This window comes from Maribacter hydrothermalis (assembly GCF_001913155.1).
GTDB classification, from domain to species: domain Bacteria; phylum Bacteroidota; class Bacteroidia; order Flavobacteriales; family Flavobacteriaceae; genus Maribacter; species Maribacter hydrothermalis.
On record NZ_CP018760.1, the window covers coordinates 2,190,408 to 2,215,017 of the forward strand.

21 protein-coding genes are annotated in these 24,610 nt (G+C 33.9%); 6 read left to right on the plus strand and 15 right to left on the minus strand.

From position 1 onward, the window contains the following. The first annotated feature begins 112 nt into the window (after positions 1-112). Genes BTR34_RS09380 through nadD form a run of 3 tightly spaced genes read left to right on the plus strand, consistent with a single transcriptional unit; the run spans position 113 to position 2,143 of the window. Complete coding sequence (locus BTR34_RS09380) at positions 113-970, plus strand: YicC/YloC family endoribonuclease (protein WP_068480598.1); 858 nt, start codon at positions 113-115, stop codon at positions 968-970. Next, the gene (gene gmk, locus BTR34_RS09385; RefSeq protein ID WP_068480601.1) at positions 971-1,552 is read left to right on the plus strand and encodes a guanylate kinase; all 582 of its coding nucleotides are present in this window, start codon (positions 971-973) and stop codon (positions 1,550-1,552) included. Between the two features lie 6 nt (positions 1,553-1,558). Further along, the gene (gene nadD, locus BTR34_RS09390; RefSeq protein WP_068480605.1) at positions 1,559-2,143 is read left to right on the plus strand and encodes a nicotinate (nicotinamide) nucleotide adenylyltransferase; all 585 of its coding nucleotides are present in this window, start codon (positions 1,559-1,561) and stop codon (positions 2,141-2,143) included. Between the two features lie 65 nt (positions 2,144-2,208). On the opposite strand, the gene BTR34_RS09395 is transcribed toward nadD, so the two are convergent. From BTR34_RS09395 to BTR34_RS09415, 5 genes are all read right to left on the minus strand, one after another. Further along, complete coding sequence (locus BTR34_RS09395) at positions 2,209-2,886, minus strand: Tim44 domain-containing protein (RefSeq protein WP_068480608.1); 678 nt, start codon at positions 2,884-2,886, stop codon at positions 2,209-2,211. A 65-nt stretch (positions 2,887-2,951) separates the two neighbouring features. Further along, positions 2,952-3,668 (minus strand): DUF6503 family protein, encoded by a 717-nt coding sequence (locus tag BTR34_RS09400; RefSeq protein WP_317043881.1) that lies wholly within the window; start codon positions 3,666-3,668, stop codon positions 2,952-2,954. A gap of 55 nt (positions 3,669-3,723) precedes the next feature. Further along, positions 3,724-6,024: an inorganic phosphate transporter gene (locus BTR34_RS09405; protein WP_068480613.1), complete on the minus strand. Its 2,301-nt coding sequence runs from the start codon at positions 6,022-6,024 to the stop codon at positions 3,724-3,726. A 74-nt stretch (positions 6,025-6,098) separates the two neighbouring features. Next, complete coding sequence (locus BTR34_RS09410) at positions 6,099-7,301, minus strand: porin (RefSeq protein WP_068480616.1); 1,203 nt, start codon at positions 7,299-7,301, stop codon at positions 6,099-6,101. Positions 7,302-7,630: 329 nt separating this feature from the next. Then, positions 7,631-7,975 (minus strand): carboxypeptidase-like regulatory domain-containing protein, encoded by a 345-nt coding sequence (locus BTR34_RS09415; RefSeq protein ID WP_068480619.1) that lies wholly within the window; start codon positions 7,973-7,975, stop codon positions 7,631-7,633. Positions 7,976-8,154: 179 nt separating this feature from the next. Between BTR34_RS09415 and BTR34_RS09420 the strand changes: the two genes are divergently transcribed. Beyond that, positions 8,155-9,498, plus strand: a complete 1,344-nt coding sequence (locus BTR34_RS09420) for a deoxyguanosinetriphosphate triphosphohydrolase (protein ID WP_068480622.1) — start codon at positions 8,155-8,157, stop codon at positions 9,496-9,498. Here the strand turns inward: BTR34_RS09420 and BTR34_RS09425 are convergent. Together BTR34_RS09425 and BTR34_RS09430 are read right to left on the minus strand one after the other, a co-directional pair. Continuing rightward, positions 9,495-10,622, minus strand: a complete 1,128-nt coding sequence (locus BTR34_RS09425) for a DUF3078 domain-containing protein (protein ID WP_068480625.1) — start codon at positions 10,620-10,622, stop codon at positions 9,495-9,497. The two genes, BTR34_RS09420 and BTR34_RS09425, sit on opposite strands and share 4 nt — an antisense overlap. Next, entirely contained in the window at positions 10,619-12,385 is a 1,767-nt protein-coding gene (locus BTR34_RS09430; RefSeq protein WP_068480628.1) for a 1-deoxy-D-xylulose-5-phosphate synthase, read from the minus strand. Before BTR34_RS09430 ends, BTR34_RS09425 begins: the two co-directional genes overlap by 4 nt. Positions 12,386-12,448: 63 nt before the next feature. Between BTR34_RS09430 and BTR34_RS09435 the strand changes: the two genes are divergently transcribed. Beyond that, positions 12,449-12,892 carry a nucleoside deaminase gene (locus BTR34_RS09435; protein ID WP_068480631.1) on the plus strand — a complete coding sequence of 148 codons (444 nt, stop codon included), beginning with the start codon at positions 12,449-12,451 and terminating at the stop codon, positions 12,890-12,892. Between the two features lie 69 nt (positions 12,893-12,961). On the opposite strand, the gene BTR34_RS09440 is transcribed toward BTR34_RS09435, so the two are convergent. The 4 genes from BTR34_RS09440 to aspS all read right to left on the minus strand — a co-directional run bounded on the left by BTR34_RS09440 (position 12,962) and on the right by aspS (position 17,210). After that, on the minus strand, positions 12,962-13,153 hold the full coding sequence (locus tag BTR34_RS09440; RefSeq protein WP_068480634.1) for a cold-shock protein: 192 nt from the start codon (positions 13,151-13,153) through the stop codon (positions 12,962-12,964). A gap of 76 nt (positions 13,154-13,229) precedes the next feature. After that, positions 13,230-13,490, minus strand: a complete 261-nt coding sequence (locus tag BTR34_RS09445) for a hypothetical protein (RefSeq protein ID WP_068480637.1) — start codon at positions 13,488-13,490, stop codon at positions 13,230-13,232. Positions 13,491-13,502: 12 nt separating this feature from the next. Next, the gene (locus tag BTR34_RS09450) at positions 13,503-15,287 is read right to left on the minus strand and encodes a chloride channel protein (RefSeq protein WP_068480640.1); all 1,785 of its coding nucleotides are present in this window, start codon (positions 15,285-15,287) and stop codon (positions 13,503-13,505) included. Between the two features lie 168 nt (positions 15,288-15,455). Then, complete coding sequence (gene aspS / locus BTR34_RS09455) at positions 15,456-17,210, minus strand: aspartate--tRNA ligase (RefSeq protein ID WP_068480644.1); 1,755 nt, start codon at positions 17,208-17,210, stop codon at positions 15,456-15,458. A gap of 258 nt (positions 17,211-17,468) precedes the next feature. Here aspS and BTR34_RS09460 point away from each other — a divergent pair, with 258 nt between their 5' ends. Beyond that, the gene (locus tag BTR34_RS09460) at positions 17,469-17,816 is read left to right on the plus strand and encodes a toxin-antitoxin system YwqK family antitoxin (protein WP_068480647.1); all 348 of its coding nucleotides are present in this window, start codon (positions 17,469-17,471) and stop codon (positions 17,814-17,816) included. A gap of 69 nt (positions 17,817-17,885) precedes the next feature. Here BTR34_RS09460 and BTR34_RS09465 read toward each other — a convergent pair whose 3' ends face one another. Genes BTR34_RS09465 through BTR34_RS09480 form a run of 4 tightly spaced genes read right to left on the minus strand, consistent with a single transcriptional unit; the run spans position 17,886 to position 24,528 of the window. Next, the gene (locus tag BTR34_RS09465; protein WP_068480650.1) at positions 17,886-21,386 is read right to left on the minus strand and encodes an efflux RND transporter permease subunit; all 3,501 of its coding nucleotides are present in this window, start codon (positions 21,384-21,386) and stop codon (positions 17,886-17,888) included. Between the two features lie 6 nt (positions 21,387-21,392). Next, positions 21,393-22,556 carry an efflux RND transporter periplasmic adaptor subunit gene (locus tag BTR34_RS09470; RefSeq protein WP_068480651.1) on the minus strand — a complete coding sequence of 388 codons (1,164 nt, stop codon included), beginning with the start codon at positions 22,554-22,556 and terminating at the stop codon, positions 21,393-21,395. A gap of 25 nt (positions 22,557-22,581) precedes the next feature. After that, complete coding sequence (locus BTR34_RS09475) at positions 22,582-23,922, minus strand: TolC family protein (protein ID WP_068480654.1); 1,341 nt, start codon at positions 23,920-23,922, stop codon at positions 22,582-22,584. Next, the gene (locus BTR34_RS09480; RefSeq protein WP_068480657.1) at positions 23,923-24,528 is read right to left on the minus strand and encodes a TetR/AcrR family transcriptional regulator; all 606 of its coding nucleotides are present in this window, start codon (positions 24,526-24,528) and stop codon (positions 23,923-23,925) included. Between the last annotated feature and the right edge of the window lie 82 nt (positions 24,529-24,610).

The window sequence follows — 24,610 nt, forward strand, 5'->3', positions numbered from 1 at the left end:
AGGAGTAAATCAGGGATAATTTTCTGACTACTCCTTTTTTTTATAAGGTGATGATACCATTTACTTTAAATTTGTCAATTACCTTACCTTTGTCAAAATCAAAAATGTATTTATGATTCAATCGATGACCGGTTTCGGAAAACATGTAGTTCAATTACCAAATAAAAAAATTACTGTAGAGATAAAATCCCTGAATAGTAAAAGCATCGATTTAAATGCCAGAATGCCATCGAGCTACAGAGAAAAGGAATTAGAATTAAGAAAATTAGTAGTCAATTCTCTTCAACGTGGTAAGGTAGATTTTAGCCTTTATATTGAATTAACTGGAGATGAAACAACCTCACAAGTAAATGAAGTTGCCGTAAAGCAATATATGGTTCAATTACAGCAAATAGCTTCAGGAGATGACTTAAGGCTTTTAGAAATGGCATTACGTTTTCCTGATGCGATGAAAACGGCAAAGGAGGACATTGATGAAGACGAATACGAAGCAATAAAAGAAGCTTTAAAAGAAGCTTTGGTCGAAATAAATAAATTTAGATCTGAAGAGGGTAGTGTATTAGAACAAGATTTTTTAGATAGAATATCTTCATTAAAACAATTGCTAGAGAAGGTAATTGAAATAGACCCCGAACGTCAAGGTACAATTAGAGAGCGTTTAGAAAAGGCCGTTCAAGATTTAAAAGCAGAGGTAGATGCGAATAGGTTTGAACAAGAGCTTATTTACTATTTAGAAAAATATGATATTACGGAAGAGAAAGTCCGCTTAGCAAATCATTTGGATTATTTCAGTAAAACATTAAAATCTAATGATAGCAACGGTAAAAAACTTGGCTTTATTTCTCAAGAAATTGGTCGTGAAATAAATACTATCGGATCAAAAGCAAATTATGCGCCAATGCAACAAATAGTGGTGCAAATGAAAGATGAGCTTGAAAAAATTAAAGAACAAATGTTAAACGTACTATAGATGAAAGGTGGTAAGCTTATAATTTTTTCTGCACCATCAGGAAGTGGAAAAACAACAATTGTACGACATCTCTTAAATCAACCTGAACTAAATTTAGCATTTTCTGTTTCAGCTACTTCAAGGCCAAGGAGAGGAAAAGAAAAGAATAAAGAGCATTATTATTTTATGTCGGTTTCCGAGTTTAAAAATCATATCAAGAATGATGATTTTTTAGAATGGGAAGAAGTATACAGAGATAATTTTTATGGTACTTTAAAAAGTGAGGTTGAACGACTTTGGGCAGAAGGTAAAAATGTAATTTTTGATATTGATGTTGTTGGCGGACTTCGTATTAAAAAGAAATTTCCTGAACAGACCTTAGCAGTTTTTGTTAAACCTCCTAGTGTAGATGAATTAAAGATTAGACTTAAAAAACGAAGTACTGAAAGTGATGACAAAATAAATATGCGTATTGCAAAGGCTTCGGTAGAATTGGCAACTGCTCCACAGTTTGATCGTATTATTAAAAATTATGATTTGGAAGTAGCCTTAAAGGAAGCTGTAGATTTGGTTGCTACTTTTGTGGCTGAGGATAAAGAATAAAGGGTTATGAAAAAAGTAGGACTTTATTTCGGAACCTTCAACCCTATACATATTGGTCATTTGGTCATTGCTAACCATATGGTGGAGTTTTCTGAGCTAGATGAGGTTTGGTTTGTCGTAACTCCTCAAAGTCCTTTTAAAGTCAAAAAATCACTTTTGGACAATCATCATAGATATGAAATGGTTTACCAAGCCACTAAGGATTATTCAAAATTAAAACCTAGTAAAATTGAATTTGATCTGCCACAACCAAACTATACGGTAAATACACTTGTTCATTTAAATGAAAAGTACCCTAAGGGATATAGCTTTTCATTGATTATGGGCGAGGATAATTTAAAAGGTCTTCATAAATGGAAAAATTATATAGCCATTTTAGAAAATTATACTATTTACGTTTACCCAAGAATATCCGAGGGAGCTATTGAACATCAATTTAACAACCATAAAAAGATACATCGTGTAGATGCTCCAATAATGGAAATTTCTTCCACTTTTATTCGAAAGGAACACAAAAATGGCAAGAACGTTAAACCCTTATTGCCTCCTGAGGTATGGGTGTATATTGATGAAATGAATTTTTACAGATAGTCAGTGACCTTACTACAAATTAATTACCTTACAGGAACAAAGTTTGTTGGGATAATGTTTTTGGTCTATGCAAAGGCTAGGGATAATTGTCCGTCTTGGATGTCATCTAAAACCCATTGGCCTTCCGTATATTCCAATATCCAAATTTTATCTTCATCATCAAACTTATTACTGCCTTGTACAATTTTATTGGTATCCCTATTTATCATGTAATCCATTATATTGGCTGTAATCAAAAAGGCAATTCTTGATCCTTCTAAATTTTCATTTTCTGAAATTTCTAGGTAGAGTGGTTTAACAGATTTAATTCCATCAACTTTACACACGTTTTTAAGGTTGTTTTTTTTCCATTCATTTAAATGAACCAATTGTTGATTTTGCCAGTACCAATGGCTAATATAACTTGATGCCTCTTTTAAATCTTGGTTGTTCCATGCAATGTATACTCGGGTGAATATATTGCGTACATTTTTATCTAAATTTAACCAAGAGAAATCTTTATTTCTTTGGCCTAATTGTAATAATTGCTTCTTACATTTTTTAACAGCAAAGAATTCCCTGAAATAAACATAAAGCGTTAATGGAAGTAGTATAATGGCTAATGTGCTCATTAAAATTTTACCCCACCAAGTCTTAAAAATTGCTTTCACTACTGTTCCGCCAGGACCTGCATACATTGGGTCAATGTCAAAAAAGACTAAGGTTACTATAAGCACCAATAGTATAAAATGGCTCTTTCTCATAACTAGATGTGATTAGGGTACTTTAATTAACTTTAAAAAAATGGTTTTAGTGTGTAAATAGCATTTTAAAGAGAACTAGCTTTCTGTAGAATATCCGTTGCCAAATATTTATCTGCCTTGTTATAATACCATTTGCGAACCTTGGGTATTTTAATGCCATTTACGGTAATCATATCAGATAGTAAAATATACTCGCCGTCGTTTTTGCTTTGATCATGAAAAAACTGATATACTTCCATAGCGTAGGTCTTTGGGTCAAAGTAAAAATACCAAGTATCTTTACCCACTTCTTTTTCGTAACCAGCTTTAAGTACTAAATACTCTTTTCCTTTGAAAGTCTTTTTTTGAACTCTAGCATCTACAATGGTTCCAGGGTCTTTTAGTTTCATAGGAAGACCATATAAATAGGTGTAATAGTTCTTCATCATTTTTGCTCTATCGCAAGAAATTCTTAAGCTGTCTTTTATATTGGGTGGTATTGTAGTACTACCGTTATATTTTAAGGTACAATCTTCTTTGTTTAATTCTGATTCTATTGTGTAATTGTCTTTTGTAACCGTAGATTTAAAGTAACTAGCAGGCAAATTAAGTTCAATAAGTGTGCTTCGTTTAGCATTTTTAGAATCTTCCATTTCTATTAGCATTTCACCATTAAATGATTTCCAATTGCCTTCTGGATCATGAAACGCTATAGATTTTTCTAGAAGTTGTTCACCGCTTAATTCTTGTCCAAAAGAAGAAATAGTTACTACTAGGGTTATTAATGAAAAAAAGTACCTCATCATCATTTTTGTTTGATGACAAGGTACTTATAATTTAAGATTTTAAAAACTCTACCTACTTTTTTGGTTGATCTATTGTGGCAGGTTTAATTGAACCATCGTGTTCATTATGATATTGCTGCAATAAGTTCATTGTAGACGTTATTAAGTCTTTTGTTTCTAGAAGCAATGAAAAGTAGAGCGTGGTGTTTTTAGGACTAGATTCTTCTGTTCGCGTTCTTGCTATCTGTGTTTGTATTTTATCGGAAACCATAGCAAATAAATCTTCTTTCTGATTTAAAACTAAACCTATTTCTTCAAAGGATTGATTAGCAAATGCAGTTTGTGTCTGATTTAAAATTTCCTCTAACTTTAAATCAATTTGCTTTAACTCCTTTATTTGATTGTATTTTAATTTTTTATGATTGTTGTTAACGTGCTTATGGCTAACTTTTCCAATATATTCTAAAGACTGAGCAATATCTGTTAAATAGCCAAGTGCATTGATATAGAAGTTACTTGCGCCAACACTATTCTCATCAAGATTTTTAATGAAGTAAAAGATATGGTCACGTAAATCATCAATTTCATTAGATAGTTTCTCGCCTTGTTTTTTATTTTTCTTAAGTAGACTAACATCTTGTTTAGCAAGTCCGTTAATGGAATTGGTGTAAATTTTATTTGTTCTTTTTAGAACATTTGAAATGTTTTTGGCGCTCTCTATAATTACACCCTGTATAGAACTACTTTCAGCTCTGTTTAGTGAATCTTCGGCACGTAATTCTTTTGCCTTTTTATTATGCGAAATATAATTTCTTGCTAAAAGTAATATTGCTAGTAATAATAAAACTGCAATGGCCGCGCCTTTTCCAAAACTTATTAAGGCTAAAATGGCTCCTGCTGCTATAAAAGCAATTATTGCTGTACCGAACCACCCGCCAATTACATTAAGTACTCCTGCAACTCTATATACCGCACTCTCGGCACCCCAAGCTCTATCCGCAAGAGATGTACCCATTGCAACCATAAAAGTTACATACGTAGTTGACAATGGCAATTTATAAGATGTGGCAATAGAAATTAATATACCGGCAACCATAAGGTTTACCGCTGCACGGACCATATCAAATGCAGGTAATTCGTGAACTTTGTTCTTAGACAAAGTAATTACAGGTTTCTTAAATTGATTGTCTATTTTTTCTTGAAGAGCGGTAGGTATTAGGCTTGTCAGAAATTCAGAAAGTGTAATTGTAAATCGTACTAAACTCCTTGATAAAAAGTTTGGTTGAAATCGTTCTTTTGTAGCTTCCTGACTAGATAGATCCAAGGAAGTTTTTACCACACTTTTAGCTTTGCTAGAAAACCATAATGTAAGCACCATTACCATTCCCGCAATGAATAACATCAATGTAGGAGTAGGCACTTTCTGTGCCAGTATACCCATACTAAATTCTGAAGCGGCAACACCAGAGGCCATCCATGCTTCATAAGACTGCCATGCGGCAATAGGTACTCCAATAAAATTAACTAAGTCGTTACCGGCAAAAGCTAAGGCCAAAGCAAATGTACCTACACCAATAATTAATTTATAAATATTTACCTTGGCAAATTTCATTAAGATAAACGAAACACTAGACCAGATTAAAAAGTTGAAAAGAACAAGATAAATTACTTGGGTTTCTAAGAATTCTTTTATGGTAATGTTACCAATTATTGCATAGCTTTCACTAGCAAAAGAAGTTCCACCGATACCTTTCATTAAAATAAAGTAAGTAATGGAAGACAAGGCAAACCCACCAAATAAAGCACCTACCCATGTTGATTTTTTCTCAAAGTTATAAGATAAGAGTAGTCTAGAAGCCCATTGAACCAAAGCACCTACGGAGAATGCTACCACTACAGAAAGCAATATTCCAAAAATAATTTGAATAGCCTTGTCGTTATTAATATAATTAATGACATCTGAAAAACTTCCATTATCCGCTCCAATTTTAATTAAAGACATAGCAACGGCCGCACCTAATAGTTCAAAAACTATCGATACAGTTGTCGATGTAGGCATGCCAAGTGTATTAAAAAAATCTAGTAACAAAATATCCGTTATCATTACAGCCATGAAAATGAACATGATTTCGTCGAAATAAAATTCACCTGGATTAAAGATTCCTTTTCGAGCAACTTCCATCATACCACTAGAAAAAAGTGCTCCGGCAGCAATACCGAAACTGGCCACAATCATTATAGTTCTAAATGAAATAGCTTTTGAACCTATTGCTGAATTCAAAAAATTCACGGCATCGTTACTTACCCCAACAACAAGATCCGCTATAGCTAAGATTGCTAGTGCTATAAGCATTAAAAAATAAATATTGTCCATAATATTAGTACGCTAAGAATTTACAAATATCATTATCGCTTTTTGCTATAATGTTACTTTAAGGTTATTATTTGTTAAAAATGAATGTCTAATTGTAATCTATACATTAAAGCATCGTTGCCGGTTTCTTCTGAAAGATAACTTAGATCGGTTTGTACTTTTAAACTATGTCCTACTATATATTTAGAAAGCCCAAAAGTGTATTGAGATTGTGGGTTGATTCCTGTAATTTCTCTATCCAATTTAATAGTTGTAAATCGGCCAGATATTTCCCAGTCGTTTTTGAATAAATACCCAGTTTGCAGGTTTAGCCCATTACCCACTTGTACTTCGTCTCCTGTAAGTGTTCCGTCCAAATTTTTTGCTAACGGGTCTTTGGCCGATCTGTGAGCATATTCTCCCATAAATGAAAATCCATTATATTTAAACATCGCATCTACATAAAGGGTACTAATGTCTGTTTCATAAAATCCATAATCAGTAAACATATATGATCCCTGGTTACTTCTAGTCTTTACGGCATTTTTGTTTATGTCATACGTAGCTGCTAGCATTAATTTTGGTGTTTGTTCTCTTTTTTGGTCACTCCCTTTATAGTCGCCTTTACTTTCAAAGGTTCCAAAAGGTAGTAATTCTAAACGTGATGTGTATTGATGGCCACCTAAATTTCCTGTAGTTATATTTCTTCCCTCTCCTTGAGAGAGTGCAAAAATCTCCCTTATTAAAAACTTATCCGAAACATAGTGATGGTGTCTTAGTTGAAACCCCATATCCCTATCAATATTAAATCTGCTATTTAATAAAGAACGGTCTACTTGCATTAAGTTAGCCGAGGAAATTACACGTTCTATATTTCCTGGTAATTTAGTTTGGCCAAACCATAGAACAAAATTTTTATGAAAATTCCATTTTACAACTGCATCATATATATATCGTGGTGAGTTGCTTGTAAACTGTGAACCGCCCGATAGATCTCGGTTCGAGAGTCCAAGTTCTAATTTGTATTCTAATTTAGGGGAATAAGCATATCCGTCAAATTTAAGCCGTGCCCTTCTAATTAGAAAATTTTGTTCCGGATTTACTATGTTTCCATCAATTACGCCCCAATTGCTTGTGGCTAAAATTTGCATTCGGGTACCTACTTTCATGGTCCAAGAGCTGTCTTGACCTACAAGATTAAATAGGCCTTTGCCAAACGGGGGCGAGTTGGTTTCTTGACTAAGAACGCCAAATGAAATTAAAAAAAACGCCCATAGCAAATTGAAATTGATTCTCATCAAGTATTAGTTTTTGTCGGTTGCAAATGTCTTGAATGTATGTTAAGGTAATGTTTTCTTAATATTAACTCTTTAAGAATTATTTTTTCCATTTATTGTCAATAAAATAGACTTTAGTTACCTGGGCAAAAAAGAGAATATAAAAAAGCTACCTTGTTTAAGGTAGCTTTAAGATTTCAAAAAACTAGTCGACAAAAACTAATAGTAAAAGAAATCAAGTTTTCAAAAAAGACATTTACGAAGTTTAATATTAGTAGCCATCTTAGTGTAAGGCTATCATTATGTAATCTTTAATTTTTAATCAATTATTGTTTGTACAATTTGCTGGTTTATTTAGAAACTGTTAAACTTGAAAGGTTTAAAGTTTTAGCTTTAAGAATTGCTTGTATTTTAGTTGTTTTACCTACGACAACAATTATTGGTAATTCAATAGTTTCATAACCTAAAAACTGTACAACTAAGTTATATTCACCAGGACTAAGGTTGTCAAACTCGAAATTTCCTCTAAAATTGGTGCGTGTAATTTTATCGGTATTTTCTATAGAAACAGTTGCCATTAGCATTGGCTCATTTAATAGTTCTCCATCTAAGATGTTTCCTTGTACAGCGCTTTTATCTTGTCCAAAAGTAACTGAACATATTAGAAAAGTAAAAAAGTAAAAGAGGTGTTTCATGTAAGCCTTAAATTTGTTTTACAAACTAACAGTATTGAAGTTAAGTTAAGGTTAGGGATAAATTATTAAAGTATATTCTAATGGTTAAGATATCGTTTAGCTAAATACTTAATGTGATTTTGGATATCTTAATTGAAGTTTCAAAAATGTATCTTGCAGGCCATTAAAAATGTACGAACATGAATTGGGAGGAACTATTGTCGCTTAGAAGACAAGGAGATAAAAATAAACGATTGCGAAATGAGCAAGATGAGACTCGCTTAGGGTTTGATGTTGATTATGATCGTATTATTTTTTCTTCAGCCTTTAGAAGCCTCCAAGATAAAACCCAGGTAATTCCATTATCTAAAACAGATTTTATCCATACTCGATTAACCCACAGTCTTGAGGTGTCGGTCGTGGGTAGAAGTTTAGGTAGATTGGCCGGTAAAAAGATTATTGAGAAACATCCTTATTTGAGTGAAGTTCATGGGTATAAATTCAATGACTTTGGAGCCATCGTTGCTGCTGCGGCCTTAGCTCATGATATAGGAAATCCGCCTTTTGGACACAGTGGCGAAAAGGCAATTGGCGAATATTTCAAAACAGGTAAAGGACTTACATATAAAAAGGAGCTTTCAAAGGCCGAATACCAGGATATTATAGATTTTGAAGGTAATGCCAACGGGTTTAGGTTAATGACGCAAGATAGGGCAGGGGTTTTAGGAGGATTACGCCTTAGTTATGCAACTTTGGGAGCATTCATGAAATATCCTAAAGAGTCACTACCCAAGAATCCAACAAAACATATATGTGATAAAAAGTTTGGCTTTTTTCAAAGCGAGAAGAATAATTTTAAAAATATAGCAAACGATTTAGGACTGCCTATTAGAAGTAACGACAATACAATTTCTTATGGAAGACATCCACTAACTTTTTTGGTAGAAGCTGCCGATGATATTTGTTATACTATTATTGATTTTGAAGACGGTATTAATTTAGGACTTATTTCTGAAGATTATGCTTTGGAATATCTAATTAAATTGGTGAAGGACACTATAAATACCAAGAAGTATAATTCATTGGAATATATGGAAGATAGGTTGAGTTATTTAAGAGCCTTGGCAATAAATACTTTAATACAAGATGCCGTTTCTATTTTCATTGAGAACGAAGAAAGTATTTTAAATGGAACTTTTGAAACAGCCTTAATGGACAAAAGTGGATTTAAGGCTCAAATTGAGGATATCATTAGTTTAAGTGTTCAGAAAATTTATCAATCTCAAGAAGTAGTAGAAAAAGAAATTGCGGGCTATACTATTATTTCGGATATTTTAGATGTATACATTAATGCATTAATTGGTAAAATAGATAATGATACATCAAATTACCATAATCTTATACTAAGAACCTTACCTAAGTTTTATCAACAAACAGATAAATCACTTTACCATATTTTACTTAATACCTGTTGTTATGTTGCCAGTCTATCGGATAGCGCTGCAGTTCATATTCATAACAAAATTAAAGGAAAGCAACTTTAAAAATTATAGAGTACCCCAACAGCCAATACTTGCTTAAACTGAATTTTAGGTGTACCTGGGTCTGTGATCGTGCCGCCGTCATTTTTTACAACATCGAAAAGTATGTCGTCATCATATATCATTTGTGTGCCTAAACTGGTGCTAATAAACTTATTCACCTTCATGTTTAGATTTAGCTCCCAATCAACATCAATGTTACCAAAGCTTTTTAGATAGTCGGTATATAGATTGAGCCTACTTTTCATTTCAATATTTTCAGCAATAGCGTAATTGAAATTATTGGTGATAAGTATACCAATTTCTAAAAGATGATTTTCACCTGGAGTAATGACATTTCCATCACCATCTAACTCTGCTTCTGCGACGCCAAAAGCTCCACGATCTGCCAAATCTTGATCTAAAACAAAAGTTGATTTTTGTGTAAGTGGTGATAAATACAAATTAAATTTATCATTTTTTGAAATAAATGAGGTACCAGCACCAAATAGAAGATATCCTGGAGCCATAAATCTAGAAATAGGTGTATCCCTATCTGGATATTTATAACCGTTAGAAAATTGAGTGTTAAAATTTAATTGAACCGAATAGAACCATCTACTGGTGTTGTCTTTTTTAAAACCTAAGTTGGAACTTAAACGAATAACATCCTCTGTTTTTCTGAGTTTTCTACCATCTTGGGCATTTAGTCCATAGCGCAATTCTAAGTTATTTTCCCATTGAAAATTACTGAATTTGTATTTTCTGGCAAATTTTAAAAATCCTAGACCACTTACGGCATTATCACCACCCGCATTCCAATTCACAAACGCTACTTCACTTATATTAATACCAAAACTATTTTCAGTTTCCCAAAATGAAGGCACCCTAAAGCGTTGAAAACCTTTTTCCAAGGTTTTCGTTTTATTAAAATCTATATTGGGTACTTGAAGGTTTACGTCTTTTCTTGGGGAATATATTTTATCTAAAGTTCTGCGAATTACAATGGTATCAATTGCGACGCTGTCTACAATTACACTATCCACAAGTATAGGTGCTGGTATCGTATCTTGCGCATAAGACCAAAGTGTTACAAAAAAAAGTAACGGACATATAAACGAAATGGATTTTGAAGCTAATCTATTCATAGAAATTGTTGTACATATTTTTTTACGGACATCTTATCTATTCCCGCCTCTTTATATAAATTCTCATAATCTCCATGAGAGATAAAAAAATCAGGAATCCCAAATATCTTAATTTTTTTATGGATTTCAATGTTATTTGCAAATTCTAATACCGCAGAACCAAATCCGCCAATGGCAGAACCGTCTTCTAACGTAATTATATGGTCAAATTTTTGAATTATTTGGGTAAGTAAATCTACATCTAATGGTTTTATAAAAGGAAAATTGTAATGAGCAATAGGAGCATTTTTATCAATTTCATTAATTATTTCAGAAGCTATATTGCCAATAGGACCAGTAGATAGTATGGCAATTTTATTACCTTTCTTTAATTGAGTTGCCTTGCCAATAGTTATTCTTTTCATTGGTTGCTGCCAATTTATAATGCTACCTCTACCTCTGGGGTAACGAATGGCAATAGGATGTTCTAACCCTAATTGTGCTGTAAACATTATATTTCTTAGCTCAATTTCATTTAAAGGTGAAAAAATAATTAGATTAGGAATACATCTTAAATACGAAATATCGAATACCCCATGATGTGTTGGGCCATCTTCCCCAACCAAACCAGCACGATCCAGACAAAAAATAACTGGTAAGTTCTGTAAAGCAACATCATGTATTACTTGGTCATAAGCTCTTTGTAAAAATGTAGAATAGATATTGCAGAAAACGATCAAACCATCAGCTGCCATACCCGCAGCCATAGTTACCGCATGTTGTTCTGCGATACCAACATCAAAAGCTCTTTTTGGGAAGGCGGTCATCATAAATTTTAATGAACTACCAGTGGGCATGGCAGGTGTAATACCTACAATTTTTTCGTTTTTTAATGCCAGTTCAACAAGTGTTTTTCCAAATACATCTTGAAACTTTGGAGCTTCGTTTATTTCTTTCTTTTTATGTATTTCGCCAGTTTGTTTATCAAATTTTCCCGGAGCATGATAAATTACTTGATTTTCTTCCGCTTTTTTTAAGCCTTTTCCTTTGGTAGTAATTACATGTAATAATTTAGGCCCTTCAATGTTCTTTAAACGTTCTAATTGCTTAACCAAAGCAGGTAAGTTATGACCGTCTATGGGACCGGAATAATAGAAATTTAGGCACTCGAAGATATTCTCTTCTTTTGCGGTACCTGTTTTTACATTGGTCAGGTATTTTTTTAATGCACCTACACTCGGGTCTATACCCATGGCATTATCATTTAATACCACCAATAAATTTGCATTGGTAACACCTGCATGGTTTAAACCTTCGATGGCCATACCGCTTGCAATAGAAGCGTCACCAATAACAGCTATATGTTGCCTTTTTAGATCTCCTTGTAGCTGGGCAGATAGTGCCATACCAAGAATAGCAGATATAGAAGTGGAACTATGTCCTGTACCGAAAGCATCAAATTCACTTTCTTTCATTTTTGGAAAACCACTAATGCCCCCAAATTGCCTGTTGGTTTCAAAAATATCTTTTCTGCCGGTTACTATTTTATGCCCGTACGCTTGGTGACCTACATCCCAAATCAATTTATCTATTGGGGTGTTAAATACATAATGCAGTGCAATAGTTAATTCAACAACACCTAGGCTGGCGCCTAAATGGCCTTCTTTTGTTGAAACAATGTCTATAATAAATTCTCGAAGTTCCATAGCTAACCCCTCTAAATCTTTAAGGTTTAGAGATTTTAGATCTTGTGGCGAATTTATATGTTGTAGAATTGCTTTCAAATTGTTTAGTAATGGAGCACAAAAATACTTTTTTAAAAATGAAACTATCGTATTTTTGGGTCTATGGTTTTACCCTACGACGATACTTATTTTATGAAAAAGGCGCTTTTAGAAGCACAATATGCTTTAGAAGCCGGGGAAGTTCCTGTTGGTGCTGTAATTGTGGTGCAAGATCGAATTATAGCTAGAGCGCATAATTTAACCGAAAAATTAAATGACGTTACTGCGCATGCAGAAATGCAAGCTATTACTTCTGCCGCTAATTTTTTGGGTGGAAAATATCTTAAAAATTGTACGTTATATGTAACTCTAGAGCCCTGTCAAATGTGCGCGGGAGCTTTGTATTGGAGCCAAATAGGTAAAATTGTATATGGCGCTACAGATGATCAACGAGGTTGTGGTGTAATGGGAACTACGTTACATCCAAAAACTAAAATGATTGGAGGTATTCTTGAAGAGGAGGCTTCCAGTTTATTGCATCAATTTTTTGTAAAAAAAAGAATCTAAGAATTTAGTTTAAATATAAAATGTACTAAGAAGCTTGGTCATCTAATTTTTTAATATTGGAAAAAACTATTATAAAACCTGTATTTGTCCAGCAACAGTTCCTTTTCTTCCTTCCTCTTCTTCATAGCTCACTTTATCACCTTCTTTAATTTGAGTGCCATGTAAAGCGGTAGCGTGAACAAAAATATCTTTTCCTGTTTCCTCATTGGTTATAAATCCGTAACCTTTAGATTCATTGTAAAATTTAACGGTACCAATCATTGTAGTAAGATTTTATTATTAACACTCTAATTTAATATAATTTTACTTTAATTGGTAGAAATTTGTTCTATAACTTCTATGGATTGTCTTGATTATCAGTGTTTCTGGGTTTTTTACCTTGCATTTTACGTACGTTGTCATCTGTCAACATATAATCTTTTAACTTTTTTCCTTTACTTTCTTTAATGAGAAAAAGAGGCATCGCCAATAAAAACAAACCTAATGTGCCTGATCCTATAAATTTATTGGCAGTTTCTACTTGCCCTTCATCTAAAGTAAATCCATAAATTATTAATCCAATTGAAATAAGGGTAACTATAATTATTAAGTATTTCATATAGGTGCTTTTTTACTTGGTAAATCGTATCAGTTCACGTCTATAGGCAGTTAGTAATTTAGATTTTGAAACAAAACCCATGTATTTTCCATCTTTTACTACAGGTAAATTCCAAGCGCTACTATCTTGAAATTTTTGCATTACCTTTTGCATACTATCCTGGCCATAATAAATATATTCGGGCGGTTTTTGCATAAAGGATGCTACTTTTATTGTTGAATATAAATTGGTATCGAACATAAATTCTCTAATATCATCTAATAAAATAATACCTAAAAATTGATGTTCAGCATCGACTACGGGAAAAATGTTACGTGTAGATTTTGCGACAGAATCATGCAACATTTCGCCCAAAGTCATTTCTGGATGAACTAGTTTAAAATTAGTCTCTATAACGGTATTTAACTCCATTAAAGTAAGTACTGCTTGATCTTTGTTATGTGTTATAAGATCTCCGCTCTCGGCCAATTCTCTTGTGTAAATAGTATAATCTACTGTGTTTTTTGTAATGATATAGGAGATAGATGCCGTAATCATTAAGGGCACAAAAAGCGCATACCCACCTGTAATTTCAGCAATAAGGAATATTGCAGTTAATGGCGCATGCTGTACCCCGGCAATAAGACCTGCCATACCAATTAATGTAAAATTGCTTTCTGATACTGAAAAGCCTAATCCAGAGTTATTTATAACTTTTGCCACCACATTACCCAATGCACTACCCATTACCATAGTAGGGATAAAAATACCACCTGCGCCACCTGCGGCAAGTGTTGTAGTCATGGCAACCGCTTTAAATATGGTGATGCCAAACAGTAGGGCTATTACCACCCAAATATTACCAATATAGGCATCAAGAGGTGTTTTGCCCAATGCTTGTATATGGTCTCCTTTCAATAAATTGTTTATAAAGGCAAACCCTTCTCCGTAAAGTGGCGGTATAAAGTACAACATTACTCCTATTGCCAATCCACCTACTAAAAGTTTGTATTTTGGACTCTTTAATGGTTTAAAAAGGTTGATAATACCAAAGTACATTTTTGTAAAATAGATTGACGCAACCGCCGTGCCTACGCCTAAAAAAACATAAAATAAGGTGTCTTTTACCTGAAATGGTTCTGTGATAGAAAAATTGAATAAAATTTCATTACCCATAAAAAAATAGGAGGTAAGTACACCACTTATTGATGCTAAAAGTAAAGGCAGCATCGATATCATGGTTAGATCAAGACTAAATACTTCTACAGCAAATATAATGGCAGCAATGGGCGATTGAAATATGGATGATATAGCACCTGCCGATGCACATGCTATTAATAATGAACGGGTTTTAGAATTAATATGAAAAAGCCTTCCTAAATTAGAACTTAATGCTGCCCCTGTTGCTACTGCCGGACCAAGTAACCCTACCGAACCTCCAAAGCCTACCGTTAGTGGAGCTATAATTAGTTGGGTATACATTTGTTTAGCATCAATATTTGCCTTGTTTTTTGATAAGGAAAATAAAATGGAAGAAACGGCATGCTTTAATTTCTCTTTATGTACGTATTTTACATATAGATAGACTAATGTAAGGCCAATAATAGGGAGAATAAAATAGAGTTGATTGCTGGAAAATATGATTCCTTTTTCAAGAGATGCTTCAATAAAAAAAGTGATATTTTTAAGCGTAACAGATGCCAACCCAGCTAAAAGACCGACAACTACACTAAGAATGTATATGAAAGTTTTTTGGGAAATATGTTTATATCGCCATTTATAAATACGTTTTAAAAGTTTGTTTCTTTGGATGGGCATTTTTTAGCCAAATCATATATGGCGTTCAAAGGTATTTAATTACTTGCTAAGATTTTGGTTTTAAGCGCTTCTAAATCTTCAAGATAAATTTGGCGTAGGGTTTCTGGTGCTCAAACAAAAAATCCTGCCCAAAGACAGGATTTTTAATTATAATTTTATCAAGATGGACTATTCTTGAATATCTAGTTTCAAACTCAGTTCTTTCAATTGTGCATTATCAATAGGTGCAGGTGCATCGATCATAACATCACGTCCACTATTATTTTTAGGAAAAGCAATGAAATCTCTAATGGTTTCTTGTCCGCCTAAAATAGCTACAAGTCTGTCCAAACCAAATGCTAATCCGCCGTGTGGTGGTGCTCCGTATTGGAAAGCATCCATTAGAAATCCGAATTGTGCTCTTGCTTCTTCAGGTGTGAAACCTAAATGCTTGAACATTGTTGCTTGCATATCTTTATCGTGAATACGAATAGATCCGCCGCCTATTTCATTTCCGTTCAATACAAGGTCATATGCATTTGCACGTACTGCCCCTGGATCAGTATCTAACATTGCTAACTGACCTGGTTTTGGTGATGTAAATGGGTGGTGCATTGCATGGTAATGACCAGTTTCTTCATCAAGCTCCAATAATGGAAAATCTACTACCCATAACGGGGCAAATTCATTTGGATTTCTCAGTCCTAGTTTGGTTGCCATTTCCATTCTAAGCACACTTAATTGTGATCTTGTTTTATTGGCATCACCAGATAATACGCAAATTAAGTCACCTGGGTTAGCACCAGTTGCCTCTGCCCATTTAGCTAAATCGTCTTGGTCGTAGAATTTATCCACGGTAGATTTAAAACTACCATCTTCATTACATTTTACATACACCATACCATTTGCGCCAATTTGTGGGCGTTTTACCCAATTTACCAAGGCGTCCAATTCTTTTCTGGTATATTCTGCAGCACCAGGTACAGCAATACCAACTACTAGCTCGGCAGTGTTAAAAACGCCAAAATCTTTATGCTGGGTAACTGCATTTAACTCGCCAAATTCCATTCCGAAACGAATATCTGGCTTATCGTTACCGTATTTTGCCATGGCATCATCATAGGTCATTCTAGGGAACGAATCTATTTCAACACCGTTCACTTCTTTTAAAAGGTACTTCGTTAAGTTTTCAAATACATTAAGAATATCTTCTTGCTCAACAAAAGCCATTTCACAATCTATCTGTGTAAACTCTGGCTGCCTATCGGCACGTAGGTCCTCATCTCTAAAACACTTTACAATTTGAAAATATTTATCCATACCGCCAACCATAAGCAACTGCTTAAAAGTTTGTGGTGATTGTGGCAATGCATAAAATTGCCCTTCGTTCATACGACTAGGCACAACGAAATCACGAGCACCTTCTGGTGTCGATTTTATTAAATAAGGAGTTTCTACTTCTATAAAGCCTTCGCCAGATAAAAATTTACGAACCTCCATTGCTACCTTACTTCTAAAAATAAGATTGTCCTTTACAGGGTTTCTACGGATGTCTAAATACCTATATTTCATACGGAGATCTTCACCACCGTCGGTTTCATTCTCTATAGTGAACGGTGGAGTTTTAGATTCGTTTAAAATGGTAAGTTCAGAAACTAAAACCTCAATATTCCCTGTTGGAATGTTTGCATTTTTCGAAGCTCTTTCAATAACCTCTCCTTTTACTTGAATAACAAACTCTCTACCCAAATTTCTTGCCTGCTCTAGTAGTTCAGCATTTGTACGGTCTTCATCAAGTACTAATTGTATAATGCCATAGCGATCTCTTAGATCTATCCATACTACGAAACCTTTATCTCTAGTTTTTGCTACCCAACCAGATAAGGTTACCTTTTGGCCAATGTGTAATTCTCTTAATTCCCCGCAGGAATGGCTTCTATACATAACACGTTCTTTAATGAAAGCGCAAATTTAAGAAGTCTATTCGATTATAGGTCTATATTAAATGTAGGTTTTATAGGATTATGGGTTTGGTGAGCAATTAAATGCAATAATAGTTAACTAATTAATAAACAAATATTTAAAACTCCAATGTTAATTTAATGTTATGTAAAAGTTATCTTAACATTGATTAATTGAAAACTACATGTATATTTGTATTGTTAGTGTTAAAAAAGAACATTATTTAAAAAAATATATATCATGAAAAAAATACTTATTATAACCGTCATGGCTTTGTCTTTTGGAGCATATGCTCAAGTAGATCCTACTTTTGAAAAAGAAGGAGATAAAATAAAAGCTACCTATTTTCACGCTAATGGAGAAAAATCTCAAGAAGGTTACTTTCTGAATGAAAAATTAGAAGGGCAGTGGAAAATGTTCAATGAAAAAGGAGATAAAATTGCCATCGGTAATTATGATAACGGTGTTAGAACTGGAAAGTGGATATTTTGGGAAGGTGATGTAAAAAGTGAAGTAAATTTTGACAATAATAGAATAGCTAGTGTTACTAAAGCAAATTCTAAAGATCCTGTAGTAAGTAATAAATAACTAAAAATTTCTATAAAAAAAGCCCCGTATCTATTAGTACGGGGCTTTTTTATTTTAGTTACTGTTGCATTAAGCAACACTATTCAGTTGCGTGTTCTCTTCATTGTTCTGATTACTTTTACCCCTAAATCGTATTTTAATTCTATATACGATATTAAATAAAACTGGTACAATAATTAGCGTAAGGAAGGTTGCAACTATTAATCCGAAAATTACTGTCCATGCCAATGGACCCCAGAAAACAACGTTGTCACCACCAATATAAATATGTGGATTAAATTCTGAGAATAGAGCAAAGAAATCAATGTTTAGTCCAATAGCTAAGGGAATTAAACCCAATACAGTAGTAATTGCTGTTAAAATAACTGGCCTTAATCTTGCTTTACCGCCAACGACCATAGAATCAGTTGCATCTTCTATAGTTAATAGGTCGCTATCGTCCATTCCTAATTTTATCTTTTTACGATCTACCAATATTTGTGTATAATCCAGAAGTACTACTCCGTTATTTACTACAATACCCGCTAAAGAAATTATACCCATCATGGTCATCATAATTACGAAAGACCAACCTGTGATCATTAATCCTCCAAATACGCCAATGAAGCTTAAGAAAATAGCTATCATTATAATCAATGGTTTAGAGATACCACCAAACTGGAAAATAAGAATTAGCATAATTAACCCTAGACCAGAGAAAAATGCACCAACTAAAAATGCTTGTTGTTTTGCTTGTTCTTCAAGTTGGCCTGTATAATCAATTTTAACTGATGATGGCATCCCTTCAAAACTTTCCATTTCTTTTTGAATTTCAGCAACTATGGCACCTGCATCTGTAAAACCAGGTTTTAAACCCGAGTATACAGTTACAACTCTTTTACCATCTCTATGTTTAATGGCACTAAATCCTGAGGTGTTTTTTTCCCTTGCTACAGCAGAAATAGGAATTTCCTTTATTTGACCATTTGCAGGATCTCTAAAAATGATATTCTGGTTAAAAAGAGCACTCTTGTTGTAGCGCAAATCTTCGTTGAATCTTATGTTTATGTCATAATCTTCACCATCTTCCTTGTACACACCTGCTTTTTCTCCAAAAAGTGAACGTCTTAATTGATTGCCTACCTGGCCTACAGCCACACCCAATTCACCAGCTTTTTCACGATCTACAATTACCTGCATTGCGGGTTTACCTTTGTTTACATCAATCTTTAATTCTTCTATACCAGCAATGTTCTTTGTATTGACGAAGTTTTTAATGTCTTCGGCAGTATTAATTAACTCATCATAATCATTGCCTTCTAACTCAATGTTAATTGGGAAACCTGCTGGCGGACCATTTGCGTCTTTCTCAACGGAAATGGCTACACCTGGGTAAATGCCTTGTAGTGCTTCTTGCACACGCGCCCTAATATCTTCTGTATTTAGTCCGTCTCTATATTTATATTCACTAAAATTGACCGTAATTTTTCCTTTATGCGGCATTTCGGCAGAAGAACCACCATCGGTAAGTGGGTTACCTGCTCCTTCACCTACAACAGAAACTGCAGATGTCATCATGAAATTTTTACCATCTTTTTGGTATTTAGGGTCATCCATAATGGCATACACCTGTTTTTCAACCTCTAATGTTATTTCATTTGTTTTTGTAATAGCTGTCCCTTCAGGATATTCTACATACACATAAATTTCATTTGGCTTATTGTCAGGGAAGAATTCAATTTTGGTTCGACCGCTTCCAACGGACATACCGAATAGCATAAAAACACCGATTAACATAAAAAAGGTAATGCCAAAATACCAATATACATTACTACCTCTTAGTGCATGTTTTAAACGGACCTCATACCAGTTTTCAAAACTGGACATCGTTTTCTTTTGAAATTTTATTGCCGAACCTTTAATAATATATTTATAAGCCCAAAACATGATTGCCGTAAGTATTAAAACAGAACCTAAGCCACGCATTGCCCCACCAAATAGCAGTATTAATATGCCTAAACCACCTAGAATTAAACTCATTCTAATTAGTTGTTTTAGCGTAAGTTCTTTTTCGTCGGTACTCATAAATTTAGAAACCAACATGGAGTTCATGAAAATTGCCACAAACAAAGATGAACCTAATACTACCGAAAGTGTAATTGGGAAATAGATCATAAATTGACCAAAAATTCCAGGCCATAATCCTAAAGGTACGAACGCCGCTACCGTTGTAGCTGTAGAGATAATAATTGGATAAGCAATTTCACCAATACCTTTTTTGGCAGCATCTATACGAGACATGCCTTCATCCATTAATCGGTATACGTTTTCAACTACTACAATACCATTATCTACTAACATACCTAGACCCATAATCATCCCAAAAAGAATCATAGTGTTGAGTGTATAGCCTAACCATGAGAGTATTACAAATGACATGAACATAGACATGGGTATGGCGAACCCAACAAATAAGGCATTTCTAAAACCTAAGAAAAACATAAGAACCGTAACAACAAGGATAATTCCGAAAATAATATTGTTTACTAAATCATCTACTTGGTTTAACGTTCGCGTAGATGAATCATTAGCTATAGAAATATTTAAATCTGGCGGAAAATAGTCTGCTTTTTCCTTCTTTACCAATTCTTTTATTTTGTCTGCCGCAGAAATTGAATTTCTACCAGCTCTCTTTTTGATATCTAGCATTACTACGTTATCTCCAAATTCACGAGCGTAAGTAGTTTTATCTTTTGCTTTAAAGTTTATAACTGCAATGTCTTTTAAATAGACCGCACCGTTTTCCGATTTAACAACGAAATTGTTTAGTTCTTTTGGGTCTCCAATTTCACCTAAAATTCGTATGGTTCGTCTTTGGCCAATGGTTTTTAAATTTCCGGCAGACATTGTCATATTACCATTGCTAATTGCACTAATAACATCTTGAAAGCTAATTTTTGCAGCCATCATTTTGTAGATATCTACGCCAACTTCCACTTCTAATTCTTGTGCACCACGAATGTCTGCTTGCTTTATTTCAGGTAAGTCTTCTACTTCATCTTGCAGGTATTCTGCAAACTCCTTTAATTTCTCAACAGGATAATCTCCTGTAAAATTGATGTTCATAATTGGTACTTCTTCAGAGAAGTTAAGGTCAAATACATTAGGCTCTACCTTAGCACCGTTGAAAGTTGGCCAGTCTTCACTTGCCTTTTCGCTGTCAACCTCATCTTTTACTTTTTGTTTGGCTTGCTCTACCGTAATTTCTTCATCAAATTCAATGGTAATAATGGCATAATCTTCTTGGGAAGTAGAAATAACTTCTACGACATTACTTATATTCTTAAGTCTATCTTCTAAGGGATCGGTAATTAGTTTTTCAATATCCTCTGCCGTGTTTCCAGGGTAAGGTGTGCTTACGTAGATTTTAGTTTCTATAATTTCAGGAAAATCTTCTCTAGGCATTGCCATATAGGCGTTAAAACCTAACCAAAGAAATATACCGATCATTACATAAATAACCGATGGGTTATCAATGGCCCAAGACGATAGGCTGAATTCCTTATCAGCGTTTTTTTGTACTTTGCTCATCGATTTCTATTTTTTGATTTTTACTTTTTGACCGTCTTTTACACTTCTAGCACCTTCTTTAATAAGATGGTTGCCGTCAGCTAAACCAGTTAGCACTTCAATTTTTGCACCTTGTGTTTTACCCGTTGTAATAATCGTTCTTTTAACTAATGCCTCTCCTTCAGGATTTGGCTCTTCAGCTACAAAAACATATTGTTCACCTTCGGCATTTTCAGATATTATACTGGTAGGTATAAGAATTGCATGTTCACTGGTATAATCGTTAATATTTACTTTAGCAGTAAGGTTAGGTTTTATTTTACCTTCTTTATTACTTACAGGAATCTCTATTTCAAAAGACCTATTTGATGGATTAATGAAATTACCTGTTTCCCTAACTTGTGCCATTACACTATCTCCCAAAACAGGAAAATAAATTAAAGCTTCTTTACCTTTAACAACACTTCCTAAGTATGTTTCTGGCACTTCTACTGCTATGTACATGTCAGATAAATTCACAATACGAAATACTTCTGAACCTGGACCCGGAGCAACAACAGTTCCTTGATCCTTTATAACATTATCTATAATACCGGAGAAAGGTGCTCTAATAGACGATTTACCTAGTTGGCTTTGCGTTTGCGACACCATATTTTCTGCAGCTTCATAATTTGTTTTCGCTTGTAAGTACTGAATTTCGGAGCCTATGTTCTGATTCCATAAGCGTTCTTGACGCTCAAATGTTGTTTTTGCCAAAGCAGCTTGAGATTTTAATTGACTTAGTTGATTGGACATGCCACCATCGTCTATAGTGGCAAGTAGTTGCCCTTTAGCTACCTTGTCGCCTTCTTTCACATACACTTTTTGAAGCGTACCTGCCATTTCTGGGTATATTAAAACGTTTTGTTTGGTAGACACATCTCCCTGTAATTCTAAGTAATGGTTGAAAACTTCTTTATTTACAGTTAATGTGTTTACAAGGGGTAATTTTTCTTCATTACCTAATATGGATATCATAGAGTCTAGTGACTTTATCTGCGCATCAATTACATTTTGTTGAGCTGTAACTTCGTTCTTTTTTGCTCTAATTTCTTCTAAGTTCCCTTTTTGTATAATTTCGCTTACGGACTGATCTCCACCACATGAAAATAAGCTGATGGTTACAATTAATAAAACAAGTATTTTTTTCATGAGTATATTTTTAATGATTGATTGTTTAGGCTTTTGTATTTAAAATGATTTCCAATTCGGTTTTTTTATTGATGACTTCTACCATAGATTGTAAAAATTCTTGTTGTGTAGTATATAACTGTGTTTGTGCTTGTCTTAACTCAAAACTTGTTGCAAGTCCTTCTGTGTATTTAATTTGATTTTTGTTTTCAATACGTTCAGACAGTGTAAGGTTCTGTTTGGCAGTTTCGTAGTTTGCAATTGCTAACGTATAGTTGTTCTTGGCATTTTCTACCTGTAATCTTATTTGTTGTTCTGCTTCAGTTAATTGTGTTTTCGCCTTTTCTAAAGCAATTTTAGCACGCTGTGTACTTGCACTTCGTTTAAGCGAACTAAAGATGGGAATGTTTAAATCAAAGCCCATTATAGAGGAATCGAACCATTGTTGGTCGCCGTCAAAAAAGTCGAAATTGCTTGAATATGCGGAACTACCGTAGTTTACAAAAGCATTTAAAGTTGGTAATGCTCGACTTTTGGCTAGTTTCCACTCAAAGTAGCGTTGTTCATTTAAATTTTCAGCTAGTTTATAATCAACGTTATCATTAATGTTGAAGTCGGCACTAAGAATATTTAAATCCATTTTAGATACCGTTAAATCTTCTAGTCTTTCCTGTAATTGTGTAGGCGCATTTAAGTCTAAACCCATGCTAAGGTTTAACATTTGCAAGGTAATTTCTTTAAGCCTTATGGCATTAGCAAGCTGGTTTTCTATTGTTGATAATGTAATTTGTAGTTGATCTACACTTTCTTCTTCTCCTAATCCGTTTTCGAATAACTTAGCCGTTTCGTATACATTTTTCTCTAAAGTAGTCTTGTTTTTTTCTAAAATAGCAACGCTTTCTTCGGCCAAAAGAACATTGCCATAAGCTTCAACCACTTGTTTTCGCACATCTAAATCTGTTTTTTCCTTGTTATTTGCGCTATAACTTAGAAAAGCTTTCGTTGCCTGTACACCTACAATATACGATCCATCAAAAATTTGTTGGGTTAATGTGGCAGTTGCCGTGGCGGATTGAGGTTGCGAAAAAACAACCGGTATAAAGGTACCTGGTTCTCCGCCAGCCAATTCAGCAGGCAATAGAGAAACTGGTTGTTTTAATTGATTTTGGTAGCTAATAGCTCCGTTTATTTGTGGTAGTCCACCTGCTATAGTTTCCCATTTTTGATTTTGTGCATCGCTAATATCTCTTTTTGCATTAATAACCGAATAGTTGTTTTCCAGTGCAAATTGGATGGCTTCTTGGAGGGTAAAAGAATAGGATTGCTCCTGTGAATATCCTAAGTTTATACTTAAAATAGTTATTAAAATTAGTAATTGAATTCGCATTTATTCTTGATTTGAATTGATGATGTTATTTAATATGGTCTTTCCTTTGGGTGTTACAATTCCTCTTAGGTGATATTCTAAAAACGCGTCCATTAATCTGGATATAGGAAAACGGTTTATGGGGAATATGCTCTGGTCTTTTATACTATTCATACCAGTGAAATATATTCGCGCAACAAATTCGGGTTCAATATTATTTCTAAACAACCCTTGTGCTAGTCCACGTTCTACATTCAATAGAATACAGTTATGCATTTTATCGAATTGCATGATTTTGAGATTTTTATGGATTTTTGGGTAATATTTCATTAATTGATACTGCGGTGAACTTTTTTCGTCATTTAAATGAGACATCACATATTTTTTAATCTCATATAATTCTTCGATTGCGTTTTTCTCCATCGCTATAATTAAGTCTATACCATCACTTAAATCGCAGAATTTATTCATCACGCAATCTTCCACTAACGAAGTCTTGTTACTGTACTCGCTATAAATGGTTTTTTTAGACATACCAATTTCATTGGCTATATCGTCCATGGTAATACTCTTAAAACCACGTTCTAAGAAAAGCTGTGAAGCCGTATCCCTAATTTTTTCTTTCATAACGGCTGCAAATATACATCAGGAAACTTTAGAAACTAAAAAAGTTTCCAAAGTTTTACATTTATTTAATATTAGGATGTTT